The organism is Parabacteroides sp. Y3-G-102, assembly GCF_023656845.1.
Lineage (GTDB): Bacteria > Bacteroidota > Bacteroidia > Bacteroidales > Tannerellaceae > Parabacteroides > Parabacteroides distasonis.
Genome location: NZ_JAMOKU010000014.1, coordinates 89,883 through 113,578, shown reverse-complemented (window position 1 = coordinate 113,578; position 23,696 = coordinate 89,883). Strand labels below are relative to the sequence as shown.

Sequence of the window (23,696 nt, the reverse complement as noted above, 5' to 3'; positions counted from 1 at the left end):
GTTTCTTTTTAGAGACGGCCGCAAGCCTTCTGTAGTTGATAGTAAGTGTAAATCACGTGGGTACGGGCATTCGTGAGCTGTAGCTCCGCGTTGAGGAGAACCGAGTTCGCGTCGAGTAAGTCGGTTAGGATCGCCAATTGGTTTAAATACCGGTTTTGCATGATCCTATAGTTCTCTTGAGCTTGCCGTACGGATAACTTCAAGGCTTCCACTTCTTGTAGGGCCTCCTTATGACGTAAGAACGCGGTGCGCACTTCTATACGGATTTTCTGCTTTTTCTGTTCCTCCTCGTTTTTATATAACGAGACCATCCATTTGCTTTCCTTTATCTTATGGTTGTTTTTATATAAAGAGGATAAAGGGTAGGAGAGCGACAGCCCTATGTTCCAGTTGTTATTGTACATATCCGCTAATGTTCGGGAGACTGGACGTGCCAATGTGTTCGACGCATATAGCGATAGGCTGGGTAGCGAGGAGGCTTTAGTCAAACGTATATCATTTTGGGCTAACTCTGTTTGTTTCCGGAGTAGACGTATCGCCGGATCATTGGAATAGGCTTGGGCTACATAATCTTCGTAAGTTTCTAAAGATACGGTTTGGTCCAGTAACGTGGTATCTGGTTTGAGCAATAGATTCTCATCGAGACCGATCAGGATATCCAATTGCTGTGATACCAGTATGAGGCTATTATCCGTTTCTTGCAAGGATAGGCGGTCGTTGGTTAATTGCATCTCGCTTCTTAATACGTCGTTATTGGTTATCAGTCCCTCTTTTTTCATACGCCGGATATCTTGCAGGCGGCGTTCCGATTCCTCGATATTACGGGAAAGCACCTCACGTTGTTTAAACAGGCTGAAAAGACCGATGTATTGATTTAATAGACCGAGCTTGATCTCACTCTGGTCTGTGAGCGTTTGTAAAGAGGCGACTTCTTTCTCCAGATCCGCTTTCCGGATGGAATACCGGATTTTACCGCCTTGGTATATCGGTTGGGTAAGGTCGATGGCATAGTTCTGGGACCAATCGGGCGCTTCCGGGCGAGTCGGATGGGCGAGTCCTTGCTCAAAGAGGATCGGTTGCCCTACATATCCACCTTTCAAGCCGATTTGCAGGTCTGGCAATTGTGCGGAACGTGCCGTATGGGTTCTCTCTTGCGCTATCGATTCTTTTAAGACGTCTGCTTGGATCTGCAGACTATGCCGTACGCCTCTCTCGAAAAGCTGGTCGATGGTCAAAAAGAGCGAATCGGTTTGGGCGATTGCCGGAAATGTAGCGACCGTCATACAAAAGAGGCTCAATACGTGCTTTTTATATATTCTCAAGGACATTATGTACTGCTTTTAATTCGGATAACATGGTTTCTACGTTCTCTATTCCGATAATATGCTCCGCATGTACATAAACCTGATCAAGGATCGGGCGAATTTGCTTTTTGAATTCTTCTCCTTCCGGGGTTAGGAAAACCAGTTTGTTCCTCCGGTCCTCGGGATCTTCTTTCCGATGGACGTAGCCTTTCTTCTCTAAATTGTTCATTAGGTTTGTCAGACAAGCCTTATCCTTTGCCGTTCTCTCTGCCAAGACCTGTTGGGTGATACCTTGTTCGTGCCATAGGCAACTCAAGATTTGAAGCATCTCAAATGTTATACCGGCGTTGTTCTTTTTCAGCGTTCGTTGCATAGACCGACGAAATGCCATGCGTGTGCGGACAACTTGTAACATAAGTTCCCGGAATTCTTTACCTTCTACCATTACTTATAATTCTTTTAAACTTGCTGGGCGCGAAGATAGCGTTTTTTCTCGGATTAGTCAAATGTTTAACTAATTAGCGTCTCGCTAATAAAGTATGTTTGCCATCTAGGTGGCACAGCTTTGCCATCGGCGTGGCACGGGCTTGCCATCACTATGGCACGGGTATGCCATCAGCGTGGCACAGCTGTGCCAAGGCGATGGCAGATATTGGCACAGTATGTGTATGAAAGACAGGTGTATAGAATGAAGGCGTAACAAACCCGTGTAGTGATTCGTTACGCTTTCTGTTTAGTTCTCGTTTACGAGTTTAAGATGCATTCTTCTTTATCCAAACGCCTCCTTCAATTGCTTCACCCATCGCTCGATTCGTTTGTCGGTTTGATCCGGTTGGTTTTCCAAATCGAGGACTAAGCCTAGTAATTTGCCATTTTTCAAGGCTTTGGAGGCATTAAAGAAATAATCATCCGAAGAGGTCTCGCCTACTAAAGTCGCTCCACAGGAGGTGAAAGCGTCCGCCAATATGCCGACTCCATCGGCGAAATTATCCGGATAATTCGTTTGATCTCCAAGACCGAAAATAGCGACCTTCTTATTTTTAAGGTCTAAAGTGACCAGTTCCGGGATGATCTCGTCCCAATAGGTGGGAAGCTCGCCATCGAACCAAGTAGAGGTTCCTGCGATTATATGGTCGTAAGCCTCGAAATCTCTTTTCCATGCGCTTTCAATAGGGATGATATCGATCTGATCCTCCCCGAAAGCTTTTCTTATTTTATTGGCGACAAAGGTTGTTTTCTCTGTGCCCGTTCCGTAAAATAATCCTGTTTTCATTGTGATGCTTTTAAAGATTTAACGAATGTGGATCTAATAAAGCAGCAGTTCTTTTGCCGCATGATAGATGGTCTCCTCGTTGGGGAGGATGGCCCGTTCCAAGACCGGATGGAAACCAACCGGAGTGAATAGGGAACCTACCCGTTGGATCGGAGCATCCAAGTACTGGAATAGTTCCGAGCCGATGATACCGGCAATTTCCGCTCCGAAGCCAGAGAAGACCTTGTCCTCATGTACGATCAATACTTTACTGGTTTTCTTCACCGAGTTGAAGATCGCCTCTTTATCCAATGGTATCAAGGTACGAAGATCGATAACCTCCAGTTCCCAGCCTTTTTCTTTGTAAAGAAGCTCGGCTACGTTGAGGCAAAGATGGGTCGTATTGCCATAAGTGATGATCGTCAGATCTTTTCCCGGACGGCGTATGCGGGCTTTCCCAAACGGAACCTCGAAATCCTCGGGGACAAAGGTGGAGGCTTCTACCGCGTTGTAGAGCGCTTTCGGTTCCAGATAGAGCGTAAAGCCTTTAGAACGCATACTCGTCCGCAACAGTCCGGCGGCATCATCTGCGAAAGAGGGATAAACAATCCGGGCACCGGGTAATGAGGTCAATGCGCCCTCAATGGTCTGGGAATGATAAAGCCCTCCTCCGATATAGCCTCCGGAGGCTAGGCGCAAAGTGATGTTTGGGGTAAATTGCCCGTTGCTGCGCCAATACTCATGCGTACATTCCACGTATTGCTCGACGGCCGGCCAGAAGTAATCGGCGAATTCCGCACCCTCGATCACTACATGGATCTTCGGGTCAAAACGGCACATACCGTTCGCTGTCCCTACGATATAATCCTCGGCGATAGGGGCGTTGAAGACTCGCTCGATACCGAATTCTTGCTGCATGCCTTTGGTGATGTTGAATACGCCACCCTTTTCTTTATTGGCTACATCCTGTCCCCAGATAAATGTATCCGGGTTGTGCCGGAACTCCGCTTTCAACGTCTTGTTGATCGCCGTAACTAGCGTTTCTTTCTCTCCTTCCTCGTTTTGAACACCTTCTTTGTATTTCTGAGGTTGATAAGGTTCCGGGAGGACGTAATCCTTGACGGTAGACGGATCGGGATCGGGGGCGGCCATCGCTTTCCGATTGGCGGCTTTCAGGTCTTTAGCCGCTAGATCCGCGATTTCTTTCAATTCTTCCTCGGTGAAACGTCCGTAACGAATCAGCATGCGATGGAATTTGTATAAAGGATCGGCGGATTTTACATAGGTAAGCTCGTTCTCATCACGATACAAGGTATGTTTATCGGAGTTTGAGTGGGAGCCTATCCGTACGCAATTGGCCTGAACGATTACGGGAGTCCGGTTGGCGATCGCGTACTCTTTGGCCTCGGTCATGGCATTCATGGAATCGAACACGTCTTTTCCATTGCAATGGATAATACGTAAATTCTTGAAGCCAGAGAAGTTATCGGCAACTTTACGATTGGCCGTCTGGTCCTTTTTGGGGACAGAGATACCATATCCATTGTCTTGGAAGACAAAGATAACCGGCAGTCGCTCATTGCTGGCGCCATTGATTGCCTCATACACATAGCCTTCGGAAGCGGCCGATTCACCGTGCGAGGTAATCGCTACGCCTTTCTGTCCATAGTAAACCATCGCCCGTGCCACGCCGGCGGCATGGAGATCGTGAGTCGCCGTAGCGGAAGAAACGTTCTCGATATGCCATTCCATCTTAGAGAAGTGGTTAGACATGTGGCGGCCGCCACTGGTCAGATCGGTCGCCTTGGAGATACCGTTCAGGATGATCTCCTCGGCGGTCATTCCCGCCGAGAGAACCGTCAACATATCCCGGTAATAGGGGAAGAGAAAGTCCGTGTCCTTATCGAATACTTGTCCCATGGCGAGTTGTATCCCGTCGTGCCCGGCATACGGGGCATGATAAGACCAGCCGAGAGATTGCAATAAATAGGAGGGAGCCTTCTCATCGATCGCCCTTCCGAGCGTCATAAGGTAAAACCATTTCCTGAGAGTCTCCTTATCTGTTGTTTTTATATCATACTTTTTCATGTTGTTCTATTATATATAATGTATTAAGCGTTCCAATTCTCTAGTTCGTCGGCGATGGAACGTAAAAAGGCTCCCGCCAAAGCTCCGTCCACGATACGATGATCGTAGGAGAGTGAGAGGTACATCTTGTGACGGATAGCGATCGTATCTCCCTCGGGCGTCTCTACTACCGCAGGCTTCTTCTCGATATAACCGACGGCTAGGATCGCTACTTGAGGCTGATTGATGATCGGGGTGCCGAACAGACTCTTGAAGGTTCCGAAATTCGTAATCGTGAACGTTCCGCCTTGGATGCTATCCGGGGCGAGCTTATTCTCACGGGCTTTAGCCGCCAAGGTATCTATTTGTGAGGCGAGGCCACTTAGGTTCAGCTTATCGGCATCGTGTATAACCGGGACAATTAAATTTCCGTCGTTTAAGGAAACCGCTATACCTATATTAATAGGCTTCTTTAGGATGATATTGTAACCGTCCACGGATGAATTTACTAATGGATAGGCTTTCAACGCTTTGGCGGTCGCTTCGGTAATAGCCGGCATATAAGTTAGGTTGATGCCTTCTTGCTTGAAGAATTGATCCTTCACTTTTTTACGCCAGTTAACCAGTCGGGTCACGTCTACCTCGATAACCGACGTCACATGCGGAGATACTTTTTTCGATAATACCATATGGTCCGCAATGATCTTACGTACACGATCCATTTCTCTCACCTCGTCTCCTTGAGCGAGTGGAGCGGATGGGGTGGCCGCTGTCATAGGCATGGAAGGAGCGGTCGGCGGCGCTACCGTAATTGTTGGCGTGCTCGTAGCCGTTTGCTGCATGGAAGAAACAGGAGCCTGTTTCGGCTTCGGCATTTCCGTACCTTTATTTTTGTGATCGATATACGTTTGAATATCTTTCTTACTGAGACGTCCCAGATATCCGGTACCCGGAATATGATCCAGTTCATCTTGCGACACACCGGCAGCTTTCGCTAATTGCAATACGACGGGAGAATACCAACGATCTTCCTCTTGGGAATTCTTTGATAATTCCTCTGGGACGGGAGCGGGGACTTGTTCTTTCGGTTGAGTAGCCTCCGAGGTTTCCGGCTGAGCTCCGTTATCCTCTCCTTCACCTTCGATCTCAAGGATCGCTACGACTGTACCGACCGCTACGGTGTCTCCCTCATTAAAAAGAAGTTGTTTTACTTTTCCCTCAACGGGGGATGGAATCTCAGCGCTTACTTTCGCTGTGCTTACTTCGAAAAGGACATCATCTTCCTCTACGGTATCACCTACCTTTACCGACCATGAGATGATGGTTCCTTCTGTAATACTTTCGCCCAACTTAGGCATCTTTATCTCAAATGTAGCCATATTTTGATTTTTTAATTATTGTTATATAGTGGGAGACGGGGCGTGCCCCGTCTCTACAAACGGTATATAATAAGAACAAAGATCAAGAAGGTAAGTTTCTGTATTATAGTGTATAAGTGTTAAAGTTCCAGCTGGCTGTAGCATATTTCTGCTCTTTAAGCCGATAGATGGCTTCCAAGTCTGCTTGCGTGAAATAATAATCTTGAATGCCGGGATTATTGATCGTGAAATAGTAAAGAAGCGCTTTCTTAAAATGCTGGATGGAGATAGAAGCCGGAAGATGGGCGCTGATATTCGTGACCGGACTCCGTACAGATTTAACGAATGTCGATCGTTTACCTCCTGTTTTCTCTGGTGCTTGACGGGATGTACTTTTCAAGGAGGTGACGAGCCTATCCAGATCGGTGGAAAACAATAAGGTAGCATGGTGCATATACCGATTCTTATGGATACTCTGTGCGCTACCCGATATTTTAAATCCTCCGATAGTTAATCCTTTCCGTTCATCCACCTCGACATGTACTCCCAATGTCTTGATAAAATTCATGATCTGGATGGTATATTTGTCGGTCTGCATAATCTGGCCGGTCTCTATAAATGTAAGATTCAGGTTTCCCGGATCATGGTAAACGGCACCACCACCGGAAAACCTGCGCGCTATCTTGATTTGTTGGTCTTGTACGAATTTGAGATTTACCTCGGCCCATACATCCTGATGCTTACCGATCACGATTGATGGTTCATTCTGCCAAAGCATGAAAATATTCTCTTTGAAATTCTTGAGCAGATACTCTTCGGCGGCCAAATTGAAGTATGGATCCGTTTGTGTATTGTGAATGCAAAGCATCAGGAAACTGTTTTAGTTAGGCGTTTTATTAGATATATAAACTTTCGTGGAGGATCTCACTGACTGTCGGATGCGGGAAAATATTTTTCTTAAATTCATCGACTGTATAACCATTCTCGACAGCGATTCCGGCGGTGACGATAATCTCGGATGCCGGATTCCCTAGTAGATGGCAACCGATGATACGATCCTCGTCGTCCGTGATCAGTTTACATAAACCATTACCATTCTCGTTCTCTGCGACGAAACGTCCGGAATAGGTCATCGGGATCTTTTGAACACGAAAACTTTCCCCATTCGCTACCAATTCCTCTTCTGTCTTACCCACGCTCGCTAATTCCGGATTCGTATAAACTACCGCCGGAATGGCTTTATAGCTCATCTCGTCCGGTATGCCTAGGATATGGTGTATGGCAACTTCCGCTTCCCGGTAAGCCGTATGTGCCAGCAGGGAAAAACCGGTAATATCTCCAGCCGCATATACATGTGGATGGGAAGTCAGCATATGTTCGTTTACCTTTACACCGGCCCCTTGTATTTCGATCGCTAGATTTTCGAGTCCCAGACTCTTTGTAATCGGACGGCGGCCCACGCTCACCAATATTTTATCGGCTTCAATCGTGTCTGCCTTGCCGTTTTTCTCAACAAAGACTTTCTCTCCCGATACCTCTGTAACTTTGGTATTCAAGAAAAACTCTACGCCTTTTTTCTTATACTCGGATCGAAGCATCGCTGAGGTTTCTTTATCCATATTCCCTAATATCTCGGGTAGCATCTCGATTACCTTCACCTTTACGCCCATACTGTTAAAGAATGAGGCGAACTCCATTCCGATCACGCCACCACCGATAATCGCTAACGATTTTGGCAAATCGTTGAGATCAAGGGCTTCCCGGGAAGTCCAATACTTGACCTCTGATAACCCTTTGATAGGAGGGATCACGGTTTCAGAGCCTGTGCATACTAACACATTCTTCACTAAATACTCTTTTCCATCACAGTGAATCCGTATATTTCCAAACTCCTCTCCGGTGATTCGTGCCTCTCCTTCTACAATGGTGACGCCGTTACCCGTAAGCCGGGCTTTTACCCCGAGCGTAAGTTTACGGACGGTCTTGTTCTTCCGGTCGATAATCTTTGCCAAGTCGAAACTTGGGTCTTTCATCGCCACTATACCATATTTGGAGGCACTTTTGATACTGTCTAGTATCTTGGCGGAGTATAAAAGAGTTTTTGTCGGGATACATCCCTCGTTTAGGCAGACGCCACCGATAGCGTTCTTCTCGAAAAGGATCGTTTTTAATCCATTCTCCGAAGCCCTTTCGGCGGCGGTGTAACCCGCAGGTCCACCGCCTATGATTGCTATGTCATATTCCATATACATTATTATAATTATTTGAATACTAAAATTCGTTCCTCTAATGGGGCGAATTGTTTTTCTCCCGGTTCCTGGGTAGAGGTTCCGAACGGCATCTCGGCGATCAGTTTCCAGTTCGGATTGATATGCCATTGTTTAGCGACCGCCTCGTCGATCAACGGGTTGTAATGTTGCAAAGAAGCGCCGAAGCCGGCGTCTTCCAACATAGTCCATACCGCGAATTGATGCATAGCCGATGTCTGTTGGGACCATACCGGGAAATTCTCTTTATAAGAAGGAAATTGCTTCTGTAAGCCTTCTACTACCGCTGTATCCTCGAAAAAGAGGACCGTGCCATAGCCAGCCTCGAAAGAATTATCTATCTTTGCCTCGGTAGCCTTATAGGCTTCGGCGGGGACGATTTTACGAAGTGTGTCTTTTACGATTTCCCAAAGCTTCTTGTGGCTTTCACCCAGTAGCAGTACGATTCTCGTAGACTGCGAATTGAATGCGGAGGGAACGTGAGTGACCGCTGTCTTAATAATCTCATGAATCTCGTTGTCGGAAATGGGAGAGTTGTTACCTATTCCATAATGTGTCCGGCGATGCTGGATCGCTTCTTTAAAACTTCTTGCCATAATGAATATCATGTTATGTTGTTATATACCTATAACTAATTTAAGACATGATTTGTTGAGGAAAAAATATTTGAGAATTCTTGCGGATAAATCAAAATAATTCTTACCTTTGCACCCTGTAAAGATAAGACTCTATTAGAATCTTCGTTTTTGTTCATGATGCTAGTTCAGAAAGGGAAGACACATAGCAGGAGTTGACTTAAATTTCGTATAATTTAAAAGAACAGATTAGAAATGTCTAAAATTTGTCAAATTACTGGAAAGAGAGCAATGGTTGGAAACAACGTTTCTCACTCAAAGAGAAGAACGAAGCGTAAGTTCAATGTCAACCTGTTTACGAAGAAGTTCTACTGGGTAGAGCAGGATTGCTGGGTTAGCTTGAATATATCTGCGGCTGGCTTACGTACAATCAATAAGTTAGGTTTGGATGCGGCTATCAAGATGGCGGCTGAAAAAGGTTATTTGAACGCATAATTTGTGGAGGATATAGAAAATGGCAAAAAAAGCAAAAGGAAATAGAGTACAGGTAATCCTTGAGTGTACAGAGCACAAGGAAAGTGGAATGCCGGGTATGTCTCGCTATATCACTACGAAGAATAGAAAGAATACTACTCAGAGATTGGAATTGATGAAATACAATCCGGTTTTGAAGAAGATGACGTTACACAAAGAAATTAAGTAATAGGAGATTTTAAACGATGGCAAAAAAAGCAGTTGCAACATTTAAGAAAGGTGACGGTCGTACTTATTCCAAAGTGATTAAAATGGTTAAGTCTCCGAAAACAGGTGCATACATCTTCCAAGAAGAAATGATCCCTAACGAAGCAGTAAAAGATTATTTCGCTAAATAATTAAGTAGCGAATAATAAAGAATATAAGAGGCTTCTCTCCGATAAAGCGGAGGGAAGCTTTTTTTGTACCCTAAACTTTTGAAAGTATAGTTGGTTACAAATAAAATATTTTCTTAATTTTGTTGGGTTAATTTGTAGAGATGGGGCATGCCGTGTCTCTTCCCATCCAAATGGTAGTTTGTGTGAAATAATAATATAACAAGATAAAATAATTAAAGCTATGAGATTCGATGTATCCAGCACTGCGCTATTATCACGTTTACAGTCTATAAGCAAGGTTATCGCTTCCAAGAACTCTTTACCGATTCTGGACAGCTTCCTTTTTAACCTAGAAGGAAATACGCTTACGGTGACAGCTTCCGATGCCGAGACCCGGTTGGTGACTTCCGTAGACGTCATGAATGCCCAAGGTGCCGGACTCTTTGCGGTTTCCGCCAAGATACTGCTCGATCCGCTGAAAGAGCTTCCCGAACAACCGCTTACTTTTGATATCAATGATGAGAATTTGGAGATTTTCATTCATTTCCAGAATGGTAAGTATAATTTTATCGGTCAGAAAGGGGACACATATCCGCAGCAGAAGCCGTTGAATGATAACGCTATCTCTATCTCGATGGATGCCCAGATGCTGTTAAACGGCATCAGTCGTTCCTTGTTCGCCACGGCCGATGATGAGCTTCGCCCTGTAATGAATGGTGTCTATTTCGATATCCATACGGATGATTTGACGTTCGTGGCATCAGACGGACATAAATTGGTTCGCTTGCGTAACTTGGCGGTGAAATCCCCGGAACGGGCTTCTTTCATTTTGCCGAAGAAGCCGGCTAATTTATTGAAGAATTTGTTGGCGAAGGAGTCGGAGCAAGTATTGATTAAGTTTGATGATAACAATGCGTATATTACTTGCACGAACTTCGAGATGGTTTGTCGTTTGATCGAGGGGCGTTACCCGAACTATAATAGTGTGATTCCTCAAGAAAACCCGTTTAAGGTAACGATCGATCGTATCTCTTTCTTGAATGCTTTAAAGCGTGTTTCTGTCTTTTCTAATCCGGCGAGCAGCTTGGTGAAGTTGCACTTGAAGGATAGCTTGATTACGGTTTCCGCCCAAGATATCGATTTCTCCACTTCTGCGGAAGAGCGTATTGTTTGTCAGTTTGACGGGACGGAGTTAAGCATCGGTTTTAAGGCTACATATCTGATCGAGATCCTTGGAAATATCAGCTCGGAAGAGGTTGTATTAGAATTAGCGGACCCTTCACGTGCCGGCTTGATCGTTCCTTCTGAGAATGATGAGGACGAGGACTTGCTCATGTTGCTGATGCCGATGATGTTGAATGACTAATAAATAAATAATGCAGTTAAACTTAAGGAACCCGCTGGTCTTTTTTGATTTAGAGACCACGGGTATAAATATCGTAAAGGACCGTATCGTAGAGATTTCCTACGTGAAGGTTTTCCCAAATGGGAAAGAAGAAACGAAGACACGCCGGATAAATCCCGGTATGCCTATTCCCCCCGAATCTACCGCTATTCATGGCATAACCGATGAAGATGTAAAAGATTGTCCGACCTTTAAGGAGATCGCTAAATCTTTGGCAACCCAGATCGAGGGTTGTGATTTGGCCGGATATAATTCCAACCGTTTTGATATACCCATGCTTGCCGAGGAGTTCCTGCGTGCGGGTGTGGATATCGATTTGAACCGGCGCAAATTTATCGATGTACAGACGATTTTCCATAAGATGGAGCAACGTACGTTATCTGCCGCTTATAAATTCTATTGCAATAAAAGCTTGGAGAACGCTCATACGGCTGAGGCTGATACGTTGGCTACGTATGAGGTGTTGAAAGCGCAGCTGGATCGCTATCCGGATTTGAAGAATGACGTAGCTTTCCTTTCCCAATATTCCTGCTACTCGAATAATGTGGATTTCGCCGGACGTATGGTTTACAACGATAAAGGCGAGGAGGTTATTAACTTCGGTAAGTATAAAGGCCGTTTGGTAACGGAGATCTTGAAGTCGGATCCGGGTTATTATTCTTGGATCATGAATGGCGATTTCCCGTTGAATACGAAGAAAATGTTGACAGAGATCCGTTTGAGAGACTTTAATTCAAAATAAGGCGATGAATAATTTTGAGTTTTGCAATCCTGTAAAGGTTGTGTTCGGCAAAGGAAGTATTGCCCGTTTGTCTGCGTTACTTCCAGAAGGAAGTAAGGTTCTGGTGGTATACGGTGGCGGTAGCATTAAGAAAAATGGCATTTATGAGCAGGTGACGGCAGCTTTGAAAGACTTCCATACCTATGAGTTTGGTGGTATTGAGGCGAATCCCCGTTATGAGACTTGTATGAAGGCTGTTGAGTTGGTGAAGGGGGAGAATATCGATTTCTTGCTGGCGGTAGGCGGCGGATCAGTGATCGACGCTACGAAATTTATCGCTTCGGCTACGTTTTTCGAGGGAGATCCTTGGGATATCTTATCGAAAGGTGGCGTGATAAAGAAAGCGCTTCCTTTAGGAGTAGTGCTGACTTTGGCCGCTACCGGTTCGGAAATGAATGAACGGGCGGTAATTTCCCGGGAATCTGTTCATGAGAAATTGAATTTCATGTCTCCGTTGGTGTTCCCTAAGTTCGCTATCTTAGATCCGCAGGTAACTTATTCTTTACCAGAGCGACAGGTGGCTAACGGTGTCGTTGACTCGTTTATCCATGTGGTCGAGCAATACCTGACTTATCCGGTGAACGCTAAGGTTCAAGATTATTTTGCCGAAGGATTGATGAAGACAATCGTGGAAGAAGGCCGCAAGGTCTTGCAAAACCCGAATGATTATGATATTCGTGCTAATTTGATGTGGGCGGCTACGAATGCCTTGAACTGTTGGATCGGCCAAGGAGTACCCCAAGACTGGTCCTCACACCGTATGGGATATGCATTGACGGCGCAGTTTGGCTTGGATCATGCCCAGACTTTGGCGGTTATCTTGCCGGGTGTCATGACCTATATGCGTAAGGAGAAAGCGGCGAAACTGATCCGGATGGGAGAGGTCGTATTTGGTATTACCGAAGGATCTGCCGATGAAAAGGCGCAAAAGTCAATAGAGGCTACGGAAGATTTTTTCCATTTCATGGGATTAAAGACCCGTCTTTCCGACTATGGGATCAAGGAGTCCGACTTGGATGCTTTGGTGGAACCTATCGATCGAATGGGATGGAAACTTGGCGAATATGGCAATATAAACTCAAAAGTAGCCAAAGAGATTCTTTTGTTGAGGTTGTAGAGACGCAACGTGCTACGTCTCTACTGGCAAAGATAAATTGATTCGATATATGACATTGAAAGATAAACATATTATATTAGGAATTACGGGGAGTATAGCAGCATACAAAGCCGCTTATATCATCCGGGGATTGGTGAAAAAAGGAGTCGAGGTACAAGTGGTTATCACGCCGGCGGGAAAAGAGTTTATCACTCCGCTTACGTTATCGACGTTGAGTAGCCACCCTGTAATCAGCGAGTTTTTTTCCAATAGGGATGGTACATGGAATAGTCATGTGGATCTGGGGCTTTGGGCGGATGCCATGTTGATTGCTCCGGCTACCGCTTCCACGATCGGTAAGATGGCGAACGGAATCGCCGATAATATGCTGATAACTACTTATCTTTCTTGCAAATCCCCTGTATTCGTGGCTCCGGCCATGGATTTGGATATGTTCGCTCATCCGAGTACCCAACAGAATCTGGAGCGCTTGCGTTCATTCGGTAACCGGATTATCGAACCTGCCGAGGGGGAATTGGCGAGCCATTTGGTTGGTAAAGGCCGGATGGAAGAACCCGATAAGATTATCGAGGTTTTGGAAGACTTCTTTTCCGCTCAAAAAGATCTTGAAAAAAAAAAGATCTTAATAACAGCAGGTCCGACATATGAAAAGATAGATCCCGTACGTTTTATAGGTAATTACTCTTCCGGTAAGATGGGGTTCGCTTTAGCGGAAGCTTGTGCGGAGAGAGGGGCGGAGGTGACTTTGGTCGCTGGTCCAGTCTCTTTAAAAACACATCATCCGGCTATTAAACGAATCGATGTTGAGTCTGCCGGGGAAATGTACCAAGCGGCGATAACCGCATTCCCGAGTAGCGATGCTGCCATATTATGTGCCGCTGTCGCCGATTACCGTCCGGAGAATGCTTCCGGGCAGAAGATCAAACGGGAAACAGAGGGAGAGATGACGCTTCATTTGGTTCCGAACCCGGATATCGCCGCCTCTTTGGGTGCGATCAAGCGGGAAGGACAGGTCATGGTGGGGTTCGCCCTGGAGACGAACGACGAGGCCACTCATGCCGAAGGTAAACTGAAGCGGAAGAATCTCGATTTCATCGTCTTGAATTCTTTACGAGACCAAGGTGCCGGTTTCCGTTGCGATACCAATAAGATCACGATTATCGACAATGCCGGAGGAGTAACGAGCTATCCGCTCAAAACGAAGCGGGAGGTAGCCTCTGATATCGTAAATAAGTTGGTAACATTATTGAAATGAGAAAAGTAAGAAGACTGTTTTATCTATTCATGCTTTGCGCCGCTCCTTTTTGTGGGAAGGCGCAAGAGTTGAACGCCCGTATCACGGTAAACGGAGACAAGATCGCGACCGCTAACAAGCAAATCTTCACGACCTTGCAGAACTCCTTGACTGAGTTCGTGAATAACCGGAAATGGACGGATGCCACGTTTGCTGTCAATGAGAAGATCGATTGTACGATGACGATTATCGTGAATGAATTGGATGAGACGAACTTCAAGAGCGAGATCCAGATACAAGCTCGCCGTCCGGTCTATAATTCCAGTTATACAACTACTCTTCTGAATTTTAGGGACCAACAGTTGGATTTTGAATATACGGAGGGAGAGCCATTAGACTATAACTCAAATACGCTGACCAGCAATCTTACGGCCACTATCGTGTTTTACGTCTATGTGATCTTGGGGCTTGATTTCGATAGTTTCGCCCCGAAAGGTGGAACTACCTATATACAGCAGGCCCAACAAATCGTGAACATGGCCCAGTCTGAGATGTCGTGGACGGGCTGGAAAGCTTTTGATAGCAACCAGAACCGCCATGCCGTAGCGACGGCTTTGCAAGATAACGCATCCGACGCTTTCCGGGAAATGTGGTACACGTATCACCGGAAAGGACTCGATGAAATGGCGGCAAATCCGGATCGCGGACGTACGACGATCATCGGTGCGCTTCCCGCCTTGCAGGAAGTAAAGAAAGCCCGGCCTACTTCTGTGCTTCTACAAATGTTCGCCGACGCTAAATTAGATGAGATTATCGCGATTTATTCGAAAGCGACCACACAAGAGCGGCAAGAGGGCTATAAGATGCTGTTCGAGATCTATCCGGCACAATCCACTCGCTTGGAAGAGCTTCAAAAACCAGTAAGGTAAAATAGTTATGTTGAAATCCTTATTTATACAGAACTTTGTCTTGATAGACAATTTGGATATCCGCTTTGATAAAGGCTTCTCGGTGATAACGGGTGAGACCGGAGCGGGAAAATCTATTATATTAGGAGCCTTGTCATTGGTGCTGGGACAACGTGCGGATGGCAAGAGTATAAAGAAAGGTTCGGATAAATGTGTGATCGAGGCCGTATTTGATGTCTCAAAATATCAGTTGGAGCCTTTCTTCCTAAGTAACGATCTTGAGTACGATGCGGATAGCTGTATCTTGCGTCGGGAGCTTTATGCCTCCGGCAAATCCCGTGCCTTCGTCAATGATTCTCCGGTTTCCCTTACGATCTTAAAAGAGTTGGGAAGCCGCTTGATCGATATCCATTCGCAGCATCAGAACCTATTGTTGGGCGATAACCGTTTCCAGCTGAAAGTGATCGATGTAATGGCCGAAAATGAGATCTTGCTCATTCTTTATAAGAAGGAATTTACCCGTTATCAGGCGTTGCGAAGGGAACTGAAAGATTTGAGGGACAAAGCGGCTCAAAGCAAGCAGGAGGAAGACTATATCCGTTTTCAATTGGAACAATTGGACGAAGCCAACCTTCAACCGGATGAGCAGGATGAGTTGGAGCAAGAGCAAGAAACTCTCTCGCATGCGGAGGAGATCAAAAGCTCTTTATATAAGGTAACCGAACTCTTGGACGGCGAGGAGCAAGGAGCCATCCAAATACTCAAGGAAGCCCTTTCCACCGTGGATTCCTTAGAAAGATATTTCCCGAAAGCCAAGGAGATCTCCGAGCGAATCCGCTCGGCTTATATCGACTTGAATGATCTGGCTTCCGAGACAGACGTTTTAAAGGAAGATGTAGAGTTCAACCCGGAACGATTGGAATGGGTGAATGAACGCTTGAATACCCTTTATACGCTCCAGCAAAAACACCGTGTCTCCACCGTGGATGAATTGATCGCTATACGGGATCAATACCAAGAGCAATTGCGTGCGATCGATTCTTTCGATGAGCAAATCGGTTTGTTAGAAAGTCAATTGGATGCCTCGTATAAAGAGTTGCTTCAACAGGCCTCAGTGCTTAGCGAGCAGCGTAAAGTCGCTTCCACGGCGATGGCCTCGCAATTGGTCAAGATGATTATTCCGTTGGGGATGCCGAATACCCGTTTCCGTGTGGACATCCTTCCTCGCAAAGAGCCGGAGAGCGATGGAATGGACGATATCCGATTTATGTTCTCCGCCAATAAGAGCGCGGAATTGCAGCCGGTAGCCCAAACCGCTTCCGGAGGTGAGATCTCCCGGTTGATGCTCTGCATTAAGGCTATGATTGCCGGGTTCACCTCTTTACCTACTATTATCTTTGATGAGGTAGATACGGGGGTATCGGGTGATATCGCCGATAAAATGGGGGATATCATGCAAGAACTCGGAACAAAGATGCAAGTTTTCGCTATCACTCACTTACCTCAGATAGCGGCGAAGGGGCAAGCTCATTATTTTGTTTATAAGAAGGATACCAAAGACCGTACGCTGACCCGTATCAAGCAATTAGAGGGGGAGGAACGTGTGAACGAGGTGGCCCGTATGTTGAGCGGAGCCTCGTTGACAGAGGCTTCTCTTGCCAATGCGAAAGATTTGTTGGGTATCAAGGATTAAACCTTTCTGAAGTAGGGCAGTCTTAGATAAAAGAACAAACGATTCGCTTTATTATTAACTTAAAATTGAAAAGACATGAAACGATTCAGCTTACTATGTGTGTTGGCTATATTGTGCAGTTTACCCGCTTACAGCCAGTTTTGGATCAGTTTTGGGTGGAATGAACCGCATTGTCAAAATTGTCTTTGGATGGAGCAAGCGATGCATTTGCCCGCTCGCCAAGCAGCGGAATACCATAAGATCATCCATAAGTACGGACAGAAAATAGAGAAGGAGGCCCGCCGTGACTATCGGTATTGGGACCGGGCAGCTCGTCATATTTACGATTTGCGCATGGAAAGGGATCGTAAGATCCAACGTATATTGACTCCAGCCCAGTTCAATCTATATGTCCGTTTTGTAAGGGAGCATCCGCAACGTATCCATGATTATCGGGGATGGTATGCGAATCCGAGATATCCGGATCGCCGCCCGTCCCATGACTGCCGTCGCTATGAGGATAACTATTGGAATTACCGCTGGGGTACCATTCACCATGACAATCATTGGAGAGACGACCGGCATGACTCAGATAGACATTGGGATCGTGACAATCATCGTCATGACTATCGGAAACCAGCGAAACCGGATAAGCCCAAACCTAAAAAGAATAAGAAGGATCGGGACGATAGAAAAGAACGGTATTATAGCAATGGGCGAAAGGTCTAATAATTCAACCATAGCTTGAAAGAGGCCCATTTTTCTTTGCTGACCAATATTTTCTCTTTATGTTCCGGCTTTATGTGGACAATGACCTTATTCTGAAAATAGGGCTCTATTTTCACGATGGATTCGATATTTATGATCGTCTGCCGGTTCGTCCGGAAAAATTTATCGGGATCTAATTGTTCCATGAGTTTATCCAGCGGGAAATCGATTATGTACTCCTTGTTTTGGCGTGTGACAGCGAAGGTGATCTTGTTTAATGAATAAAAGTGGGCGATATCCTCCACCTGTAAAGTGATCAGTTTCTCGTTGCCGGAAATAAGGAAACGGGTCCTGTATTTCTTGCCGGGATACGTGAGGGAATGGAGTACTTCCAATAAATCATTTTGCTCTAAGAGCTTCTGGTTGTACTTAGACGTGACATGCTCGAATTTCTGGATGGCTTCCTCCAATCTCTCTTGTCGTATCGGTTTGAGTAGATAATCAATACTGTTTACCGTAAAGGCTCGGACCGCATATTCATCGTAAGCGGTCGTAAAGATAATGAGACTTGTAGGACAAACCTGTTCTATAAATAAAAAAGAATTTCCATCCGACAACTGGATATCCAGAAAAACGATATCCGGATGCGGATGGGAAGCGAACCAAGCCACGGATGATTCGATGCTTCCGGGTATCTTGATGATATCCCATTGCGGGCGTAATTTCTTTATCATACCTTCCAGTAACCGGGCGGCCGGTTTCTCATCTTCGATAATGGCTACTTGAATATTATTCATAAATAAGTGGGATTGATACGGTGAATTGGTGATCATTTTTACGGATTTGGATATCCTGCTTACATAGTAATTGATAACGCTCCGACAAATTCTTTAATCCTTTACCGGATGCGTTTGAGACTTTTTTAGGTCGTAATGTATTGCTGACGCATAGATATCGACCGTTCTTTTCAGTATATACTCGTATGGTCATCGGGTTAAAATCGTCGATATAATTATGTTTCACGACATTCTCGGCAAGTAGTTGCAGTGTCAGTGGGGGCAATTGATGGTCAATGACGTTGTCGGGAAGATCGCATTCCAACGACAAACAATCTCCCAGCCGGACTTGATGGAGGAATATATAGGAATCCAGAAAATCAAGCTCCTCTTTTAAAGAGACGATCTGGCACTGTTGCTGGCGGAGCACGTAACGGTATACCTCGGATAGATGCTGCGTAAACTTGACCGCCGTAGATGGATCATACTCTATCTCCGCTATCAATGTATTCAAGCTATTAAACAGGAAATGAGGATTTAGCTGGCTTTGGAGAGCGGTATATTTAGCTTGTATAGATTCTGCTTCCAATCTTTGTTTCTCCTTATATAAATTCAATGTATAACGCATCGAATAATTAATCAAGAGAAGGCTGAAAATGATCATCTCCACGAACCAGACGGCTATTACTAAACCGGCCCCTTTTGCCCGGATCACGAAAGGATCGCCAATGCTTGTGATCCATTTCAACGAGATAAACAGGGTACAATTCATAAGTAGCAATAGGATCGCTACCAGCAGATAATGCCATAACATCCGGCTCTTATCGATATAATACAATGGGTAATTGGTAGCCATCCAATTACTGCTGACCAGTAAACTGAAACCGAACAGGTTGAATACCGCTATCGTGATGGACAAAGCGATCAATGAAATTTTTATATCGGGGATGCGCTCTTGTAGCTCCGTATGATATAACAGCAAGAAATAGGAAAAGACCCCTAATGCCGAAAACAAAAGGATACATGCCGATTTCCCGTATGATATTTCTTTCATGACCTATTCTTTTTCGCGAAGATAATAAATTGCCCGTTCGAAATCCGTCTTCGCCATCTGTGCGTTTAGTTTGGATTGTATATAATTAACCTGAGCTTGCTGATGATATAGTTGAGCGTTGATAACCTCGACGATGGAAACATTCCCCTCCTTATAACGCTCCATGGCCATTTGTTCACTTTCGGATGCTTTTGATAATGAGCTCTCGGTTAGTTTGACTTTATCGATAGCTTGCTTATAGTTGTAATGGGCGGTTTGTATTTCCAGCCGGATCTTATCTTGCGCCTTGCTGAGATTCTGTTGAGCCATATTGATGGCGTACGAGGAAGCGTTGCGGGTACTCTTACGTTTTCCCCATTCGAAGAGCGGGATACTGAACTTGGCGTAGATCGCATAGTTCGGATCTAGGTCGGATTTGAAGTTATAGCCCGGTGAGGAATAACTTCCATCTACTCCAATATGGAATTGGGGTAAGAAACGGGCATCTGCTATTTTCCGGGATGATTCCTGTAACTCGATCTTGTTTTGGGCGATCCGGTATTCCGGCCTGCTGGTTATCGCGTTATCTATCTCATCCGATAAAGGGATAAATTGTTTGAGGGCGATTACGGAATGATCGATCGGCAAGGTATCGCTCGGGTTTACACCAGCGAAAGAATTAAGGGCTAAACGTGCGATCTCGGCGTTATCACGAGTTTGCAATAACTGGAAATCCGCGTCGTTTAGTTTTACCTCCGCCATAAGAAGGTCGTTTCGATCGATATATTCGACTTCTACCCGGTGGCGTACGACCTCTACCAGTTGCTGTATAGATGTACGAAATGCCTGTGCCACGAAAACCAGCTCGTGTTGGGCTACTGCGTTCCAATAGTAGATATCGGCGTCGTGTAGGGTATTGCTTTTTATACGATCGGATTCATTGGATGCCAACTCTTTTTCTTGTTTCGCTTTTTGGTAGTTAGCACGAATGCCGCCTCCGGTATAAATCGGTTGTGATAGGGAGAGAGTCGCCCCATATTTCAGATCTTTACCTTGAAAATAAAGGGGGGAACTCATAGATGGCAAATCAATCGATAATTCTAGCGGATTACCGGTATAATTGAAATTACCTCCCGCCGAGAGTTTCGGTTTGAAATCCGCACGGGCCGATTTGATCATTTCCTGTTTCATGGCCTCGTTGTATCCCGCTGCTTTCAAGTCTTGGTTGTATTCCAAGACTTTTTCCCTATATTGCGCTTGATAATCGCTGTTTTGTGCGATTAACGGGAAGGATAGGAAGGATAAGAGACCGCTGATAATATATACTTTGTCCATTTTTATCGTTTATTTGTGAGGTGAATGAATCCGGTAAAACAATGCGTATAACGTCGGGGTTACGAATAACGTAAGTAAGGTGGCGAAGGTGAGTCCGAAGATAATAGTCGCCGCCATTCCACCGAACGCTACGTCGAAAAGTAAAGGCACCATTCCTAGAATAGTCGTGGTAGCCGCCATCAAGACCGGGCGAGTCCTTGAGATGGTTGCCTCTATGATCGAGTCGTATGGAGAGATACCGTTACGACGTTGCGTGTTAATCTCGTCTAATAATACGATTACGTTTTTGATAATCATACCCAAGAGTCCCAACCATCCGGCGATCGGGAAAAAGCCGAAATCGAACCCGGTAAGTAACATACCGATCGCTACCCCGATTAAGGAGAGAGGGAGCACGCAAAGGATGATTATCGGTTGACGGAAATTGGAGAATAAAGCGACCAATATAACAACCAACATCAAGAAAGCCAACGGGAAGAATTTGACAAGGGCTTGTAATCCCTCCGTCTGGTCTTTATATTGTGAATCCCAGAAGAAGCTATATCCTTGGGGCAGGTTCATTTTCTCGATCTCTTCCCGAATCTCACCGTGTACCTCAGACATGGTGTAACCGTTTTTCACGCCACACATCGCTGCCATAGACAATTGCCGGTTGTAGGTCTTGACCTGCGGATATTCCCATGTAGAGGTTACTTGTTGGGTTACTTGCGACAAAGGAGCGGATTTCTCTCCATTCCAGACCGAGAAATCGCCTAATGAATGGGGATCATTGATTCCGCTCGTCTCCGATTTCAATAAGACCGGGACTTTCTTTTCCTCATCCCGGTAAATCCCGATAACCGCACCTTCCTCGATGGATTTGACGGATTCCATCAAATTGGCCTTGGTGATACCTAAGGAACCGGCTTTTACCGGATCATATACCGGGCGTATCATATAGGTCATATTACCCCATTCATTCCGGGCATCGGCTACTTTCGGGTTCCTTCGCATAATGTCGATAGCTACTCCAGCCAAAGAGTCCAATACCGCCGGGTCCGGTCCGAGGAAACGGGCTTCTATCAAGGCTTCCGTAAGCGGGCTTAACTCAAACTTGTTCACCTTGATGAGCGGTTCCGGATATTTTAAGCGAATAGAGTCTTGTAGCAAGGCATGCAATTCCCGGGCCTCTCCGGATGTCTTACATTTTACCAATAATTGGGCATAGTTTGGTTGGGGACCGAAGCTAACGTTCGATAGATAATAACGGGGCGGTGTCCGTCCGATATAAGAGGAAACCATTTCCGTCTGCGAATATTCTTGGATGGATTCGGCCATATCAGTAGCGTATCGATCGGTTTCCTCGATGGCTGTACCTTCCGGTAGCCACATATCTAAAGTGAAATACTGCTTATCGAGCGAAGGCACGAACACTTTCGGGATAAACTGGAAACTCCATGCGGAGATAACCAATAGAACGGATAAGATACCTACTGTAGCGTATCGGTATTTGATGACAAGGCGTAGGGAAGACCGAAAATAATCATAGTATTTTCCGGAGAATAATTCCCCTGTTAACTCGTCCGGTCTGGGGCGCCGTACAAACTCTTGGATGAAGAATGGGGTTTGCGTAAGCGCGAACACCCAGCTGAACATCAAGGATACTCCGATCACGATCACTAAGGATGAAAGTAATTCGCCCGTGATATGCGGTGAATAGTAAATGGGCAAGAACGTGAGGATCGCGATAGCCGTAGCCGCCAGTAGAGGCAGGGCGGTGGATGAGCAAGCCCTCATGATCGCAATACGTTTGCGCATGCCTCGTTGCATATTTACCAAGGCAGAGTCCGATACTACGATGGCGTTATCTACCAACATACCCATCGCGATGATGATAGCGGCAAGAGACATTCGTTGCAAGGCGATCCCGTTGGCGAACATGACAATTAAAGTGGCGAAGATAGAGAAAACCAATCCGCTACCGATCAAAAGGCCGTTTTTGAAACCGATAAAGAACAATAAGATCGCTACTACGGTCACGACGGAGATAATCAAGTTCAAGATAAATCCTTGGTTGGCCACGGCAGACTCATATCCTTGGTCGTATATGGAGGTGAGCTCAAAACCCTTGGGCATGGTCTCCGAAAATGATTGAATACGCTTTTTCACGGCCTTGGCCATATCGACCACGTTCCCGGTCGGTATGGTAGAGATAGCGATACCGACCGCTTGCTTGTTATTGATGCGCATGAAGTTTTGGGGCGGAGTCTGGTAACCCTCTTCGATACGGGCGATATCGCCTAGCCGGAAATGCTCGCCGGAATGAGATACGATCGTAAGGTTACGGATATCATCCAAGGAGTAAAAATTACCGGTGGATTCGATACGTATGCGAGTGTCCCCGTTGCGAATACTCCCGGCGTCTACCACTTTATTCTGTCCGTCGAACGCCCGTTTGATATCAGCTGTCGTAATACCCCGATTGGATAAGATCGTGGGGTTTATCCGGATATCGATTACGGGAGTTTGTATGCCGTAGATCTCTACCTTTGCCACGTCTTTTACTTTCAGTAAATCGTCTTTGATCAGTTTGGCTTGATCCTCCAGTTCCCGGTAGGTATAAGATTCTCCGGTCAATCCGTAGAAAACACCCAATACATCGCCAAAATCATCATTGACGATGGAGGTTCCCGCTCCGGAAGGTAATTTGCCTTGTACGTCGTTTACCTTTCGGCGTAGTTTATCCCATAACTGCTGCATCTCGTCGGCCCGGATTTCCTTTTTCACGTAGACCGTGATCTTGGAAAGTCCAGCCCGGTTCTCTGTCTTCAGATAGTATAACTCGCCTAAGGATTGAATGGCTTCTTCCAGCACATCCGTCACTTGGGACTGAACTTCTGAGGGGGAGGCGCCGGGATAAGGGGTAAGTACCAAGGCTTGCTTGATCGTAAACGGGGCATCTTCCAGTTTTCCCATCTTTGCGTAAGAGAACAGTCCCCCTGCCAAGATCAGGACTAGCAGGAGCCATGTAACCGCTTTGTTTTTCAGGAAATATTTGATGAATTTTTGCATCT

At 45.7% G+C, this 23,696-nt stretch carries 22 protein-coding genes; 10 read left to right on the top strand and 12 right to left on the bottom strand.

Annotated elements, in window-relative coordinates:
• Nucleotides 1-8 precede the first annotated feature (8 nt).
• The 8 genes from NBH16_RS09140 to NBH16_RS09105 all read right to left on the bottom strand — a co-directional run bounded on the left by NBH16_RS09140 (nucleotide 9) and on the right by NBH16_RS09105 (nucleotide 8,844).
• Complete coding sequence (locus NBH16_RS09140) at nucleotides 9-1,328, bottom strand: TolC family protein (protein ID WP_195205823.1); 1,320 nt, start codon at nucleotides 1,326-1,328, stop codon at nucleotides 9-11.
• Nucleotides 1,309-1,749 carry a MarR family winged helix-turn-helix transcriptional regulator gene (locus tag NBH16_RS09135; protein ID WP_005857644.1) on the bottom strand — a complete coding sequence of 147 codons (441 nt, stop codon included), beginning with the start codon at nucleotides 1,747-1,749 and terminating at the stop codon, nucleotides 1,309-1,311. The genes NBH16_RS09140 and NBH16_RS09135 overlap by 20 nt, the downstream gene beginning before the upstream one ends.
• Before the next feature lie 324 nt (nucleotides 1,750-2,073).
• Nucleotides 2,074-2,577: a flavodoxin gene (locus tag NBH16_RS09130; protein WP_005857641.1), complete on the bottom strand. Its 504-nt coding sequence runs from the start codon at nucleotides 2,575-2,577 to the stop codon at nucleotides 2,074-2,076.
• 33 nt (nucleotides 2,578-2,610) lie between these two features.
• On the bottom strand, nucleotides 2,611-4,644 hold the full coding sequence (locus tag NBH16_RS09125) for an alpha-ketoacid dehydrogenase subunit alpha/beta (RefSeq protein WP_005862955.1): 2,034 nt from the start codon (nucleotides 4,642-4,644) through the stop codon (nucleotides 2,611-2,613).
• Nucleotides 4,645-4,667: 23 nt separating this feature from the next.
• A complete protein-coding gene (locus NBH16_RS09120) occupies nucleotides 4,668-6,002 on the bottom strand; it encodes a dihydrolipoamide acetyltransferase family protein (RefSeq protein WP_036630459.1) in 1,335 nt (444 codons plus the stop codon).
• 103 nt (nucleotides 6,003-6,105) lie between these two features.
• On the bottom strand, nucleotides 6,106-6,849 hold the full coding sequence (locus NBH16_RS09115) for a lipoate--protein ligase family protein (RefSeq protein WP_121962073.1): 744 nt from the start codon (nucleotides 6,847-6,849) through the stop codon (nucleotides 6,106-6,108).
• A 28-nt stretch (nucleotides 6,850-6,877) separates the two neighbouring features.
• On the bottom strand, nucleotides 6,878-8,227 hold the full coding sequence (gene lpdA / locus NBH16_RS09110) for a dihydrolipoyl dehydrogenase (protein WP_250788410.1): 1,350 nt from the start codon (nucleotides 8,225-8,227) through the stop codon (nucleotides 6,878-6,880).
• 14 nt (nucleotides 8,228-8,241) lie between these two features.
• On the bottom strand, nucleotides 8,242-8,844 hold the full coding sequence (locus NBH16_RS09105; RefSeq protein WP_036615787.1) for a nitroreductase family protein: 603 nt from the start codon (nucleotides 8,842-8,844) through the stop codon (nucleotides 8,242-8,244).
• Nucleotides 8,845-9,078: 234 nt separating this feature from the next.
• On the opposite strand from NBH16_RS09105, the gene rpmB reads away from it, so the two are divergent.
• From rpmB to NBH16_RS09055, 10 genes are all read left to right on the top strand, one after another.
• Nucleotides 9,079-9,318, top strand: a complete 240-nt coding sequence (gene rpmB, locus NBH16_RS09100) for a 50S ribosomal protein L28 (protein WP_005857630.1) — start codon at nucleotides 9,079-9,081, stop codon at nucleotides 9,316-9,318.
• Between the two features lie 19 nt (nucleotides 9,319-9,337).
• Entirely contained in the window at nucleotides 9,338-9,526 is a 189-nt protein-coding gene (gene rpmG, locus NBH16_RS09095; RefSeq protein WP_005857628.1) for a 50S ribosomal protein L33, read from the top strand.
• 16 nt (nucleotides 9,527-9,542) lie between these two features.
• Nucleotides 9,543-9,695 carry a DUF4295 domain-containing protein gene (locus NBH16_RS09090; protein WP_005638125.1) on the top strand — a complete coding sequence of 51 codons (153 nt, stop codon included), beginning with the start codon at nucleotides 9,543-9,545 and terminating at the stop codon, nucleotides 9,693-9,695.
• A 220-nt stretch (nucleotides 9,696-9,915) separates the two neighbouring features.
• The gene (dnaN, locus tag NBH16_RS09085) at nucleotides 9,916-11,040 is read left to right on the top strand and encodes a DNA polymerase III subunit beta (protein ID WP_005857626.1); all 1,125 of its coding nucleotides are present in this window, start codon (nucleotides 9,916-9,918) and stop codon (nucleotides 11,038-11,040) included.
• Between the two features lie 10 nt (nucleotides 11,041-11,050).
• The gene (locus NBH16_RS09080) at nucleotides 11,051-11,821 is read left to right on the top strand and encodes a 3'-5' exonuclease (protein WP_005857624.1); all 771 of its coding nucleotides are present in this window, start codon (nucleotides 11,051-11,053) and stop codon (nucleotides 11,819-11,821) included.
• A 4-nt stretch (nucleotides 11,822-11,825) separates the two neighbouring features.
• On the top strand, nucleotides 11,826-12,977 hold the full coding sequence (locus NBH16_RS09075) for an iron-containing alcohol dehydrogenase (RefSeq protein ID WP_008772393.1): 1,152 nt from the start codon (nucleotides 11,826-11,828) through the stop codon (nucleotides 12,975-12,977).
• 49 nt (nucleotides 12,978-13,026) lie between these two features.
• On the top strand, nucleotides 13,027-14,232 hold the full coding sequence (gene coaBC / locus NBH16_RS09070; protein ID WP_250788408.1) for a bifunctional phosphopantothenoylcysteine decarboxylase/phosphopantothenate--cysteine ligase CoaBC: 1,206 nt from the start codon (nucleotides 13,027-13,029) through the stop codon (nucleotides 14,230-14,232).
• Complete coding sequence (gene porD, locus NBH16_RS09065) at nucleotides 14,229-15,140, top strand: type IX secretion system protein PorD (RefSeq protein WP_008772391.1); 912 nt, start codon at nucleotides 14,229-14,231, stop codon at nucleotides 15,138-15,140. The genes coaBC and porD overlap by 4 nt, the downstream gene beginning before the upstream one ends.
• Nucleotides 15,141-15,147: 7 nt before the next feature.
• Nucleotides 15,148-16,812, top strand: coding sequence for a DNA repair protein RecN (gene recN, locus NBH16_RS09060; RefSeq protein WP_250788407.1), 1,665 nt, complete (start codon nucleotides 15,148-15,150; stop codon nucleotides 16,810-16,812).
• 75 nt (nucleotides 16,813-16,887) lie between these two features.
• Nucleotides 16,888-17,520, top strand: coding sequence for a hypothetical protein (locus NBH16_RS09055; protein WP_250788405.1), 633 nt, complete (start codon nucleotides 16,888-16,890; stop codon nucleotides 17,518-17,520).
• Here NBH16_RS09055 and NBH16_RS09050 read toward each other — a convergent pair.
• The 4 genes from NBH16_RS09050 to NBH16_RS09035 are packed head-to-tail and all read right to left on the bottom strand — an operon-like array spanning nucleotide 17,517 to nucleotide 23,694.
• Nucleotides 17,517-18,296, bottom strand: coding sequence for a LytR/AlgR family response regulator transcription factor (locus NBH16_RS09050; RefSeq protein ID WP_250788403.1), 780 nt, complete (start codon nucleotides 18,294-18,296; stop codon nucleotides 17,517-17,519). The two genes, NBH16_RS09055 and NBH16_RS09050, sit on opposite strands and share 4 nt — an antisense overlap.
• Nucleotides 18,289-19,329, bottom strand: a complete 1,041-nt coding sequence (locus NBH16_RS09045) for a sensor histidine kinase (protein ID WP_057326448.1) — start codon at nucleotides 19,327-19,329, stop codon at nucleotides 18,289-18,291. Before NBH16_RS09045 ends, NBH16_RS09050 begins: the two co-directional genes overlap by 8 nt.
• Nucleotides 19,330-19,332: 3 nt before the next feature.
• Nucleotides 19,333-20,643 carry a TolC family protein gene (locus NBH16_RS09040; RefSeq protein WP_250788401.1) on the bottom strand — a complete coding sequence of 437 codons (1,311 nt, stop codon included), beginning with the start codon at nucleotides 20,641-20,643 and terminating at the stop codon, nucleotides 19,333-19,335.
• Nucleotides 20,644-20,652: 9 nt separating this feature from the next.
• Nucleotides 20,653-23,694 carry an efflux RND transporter permease subunit gene (locus NBH16_RS09035; protein ID WP_250788400.1) on the bottom strand — a complete coding sequence of 1,014 codons (3,042 nt, stop codon included), beginning with the start codon at nucleotides 23,692-23,694 and terminating at the stop codon, nucleotides 20,653-20,655.
• Nucleotides 23,695-23,696 lie beyond the last annotated feature (2 nt).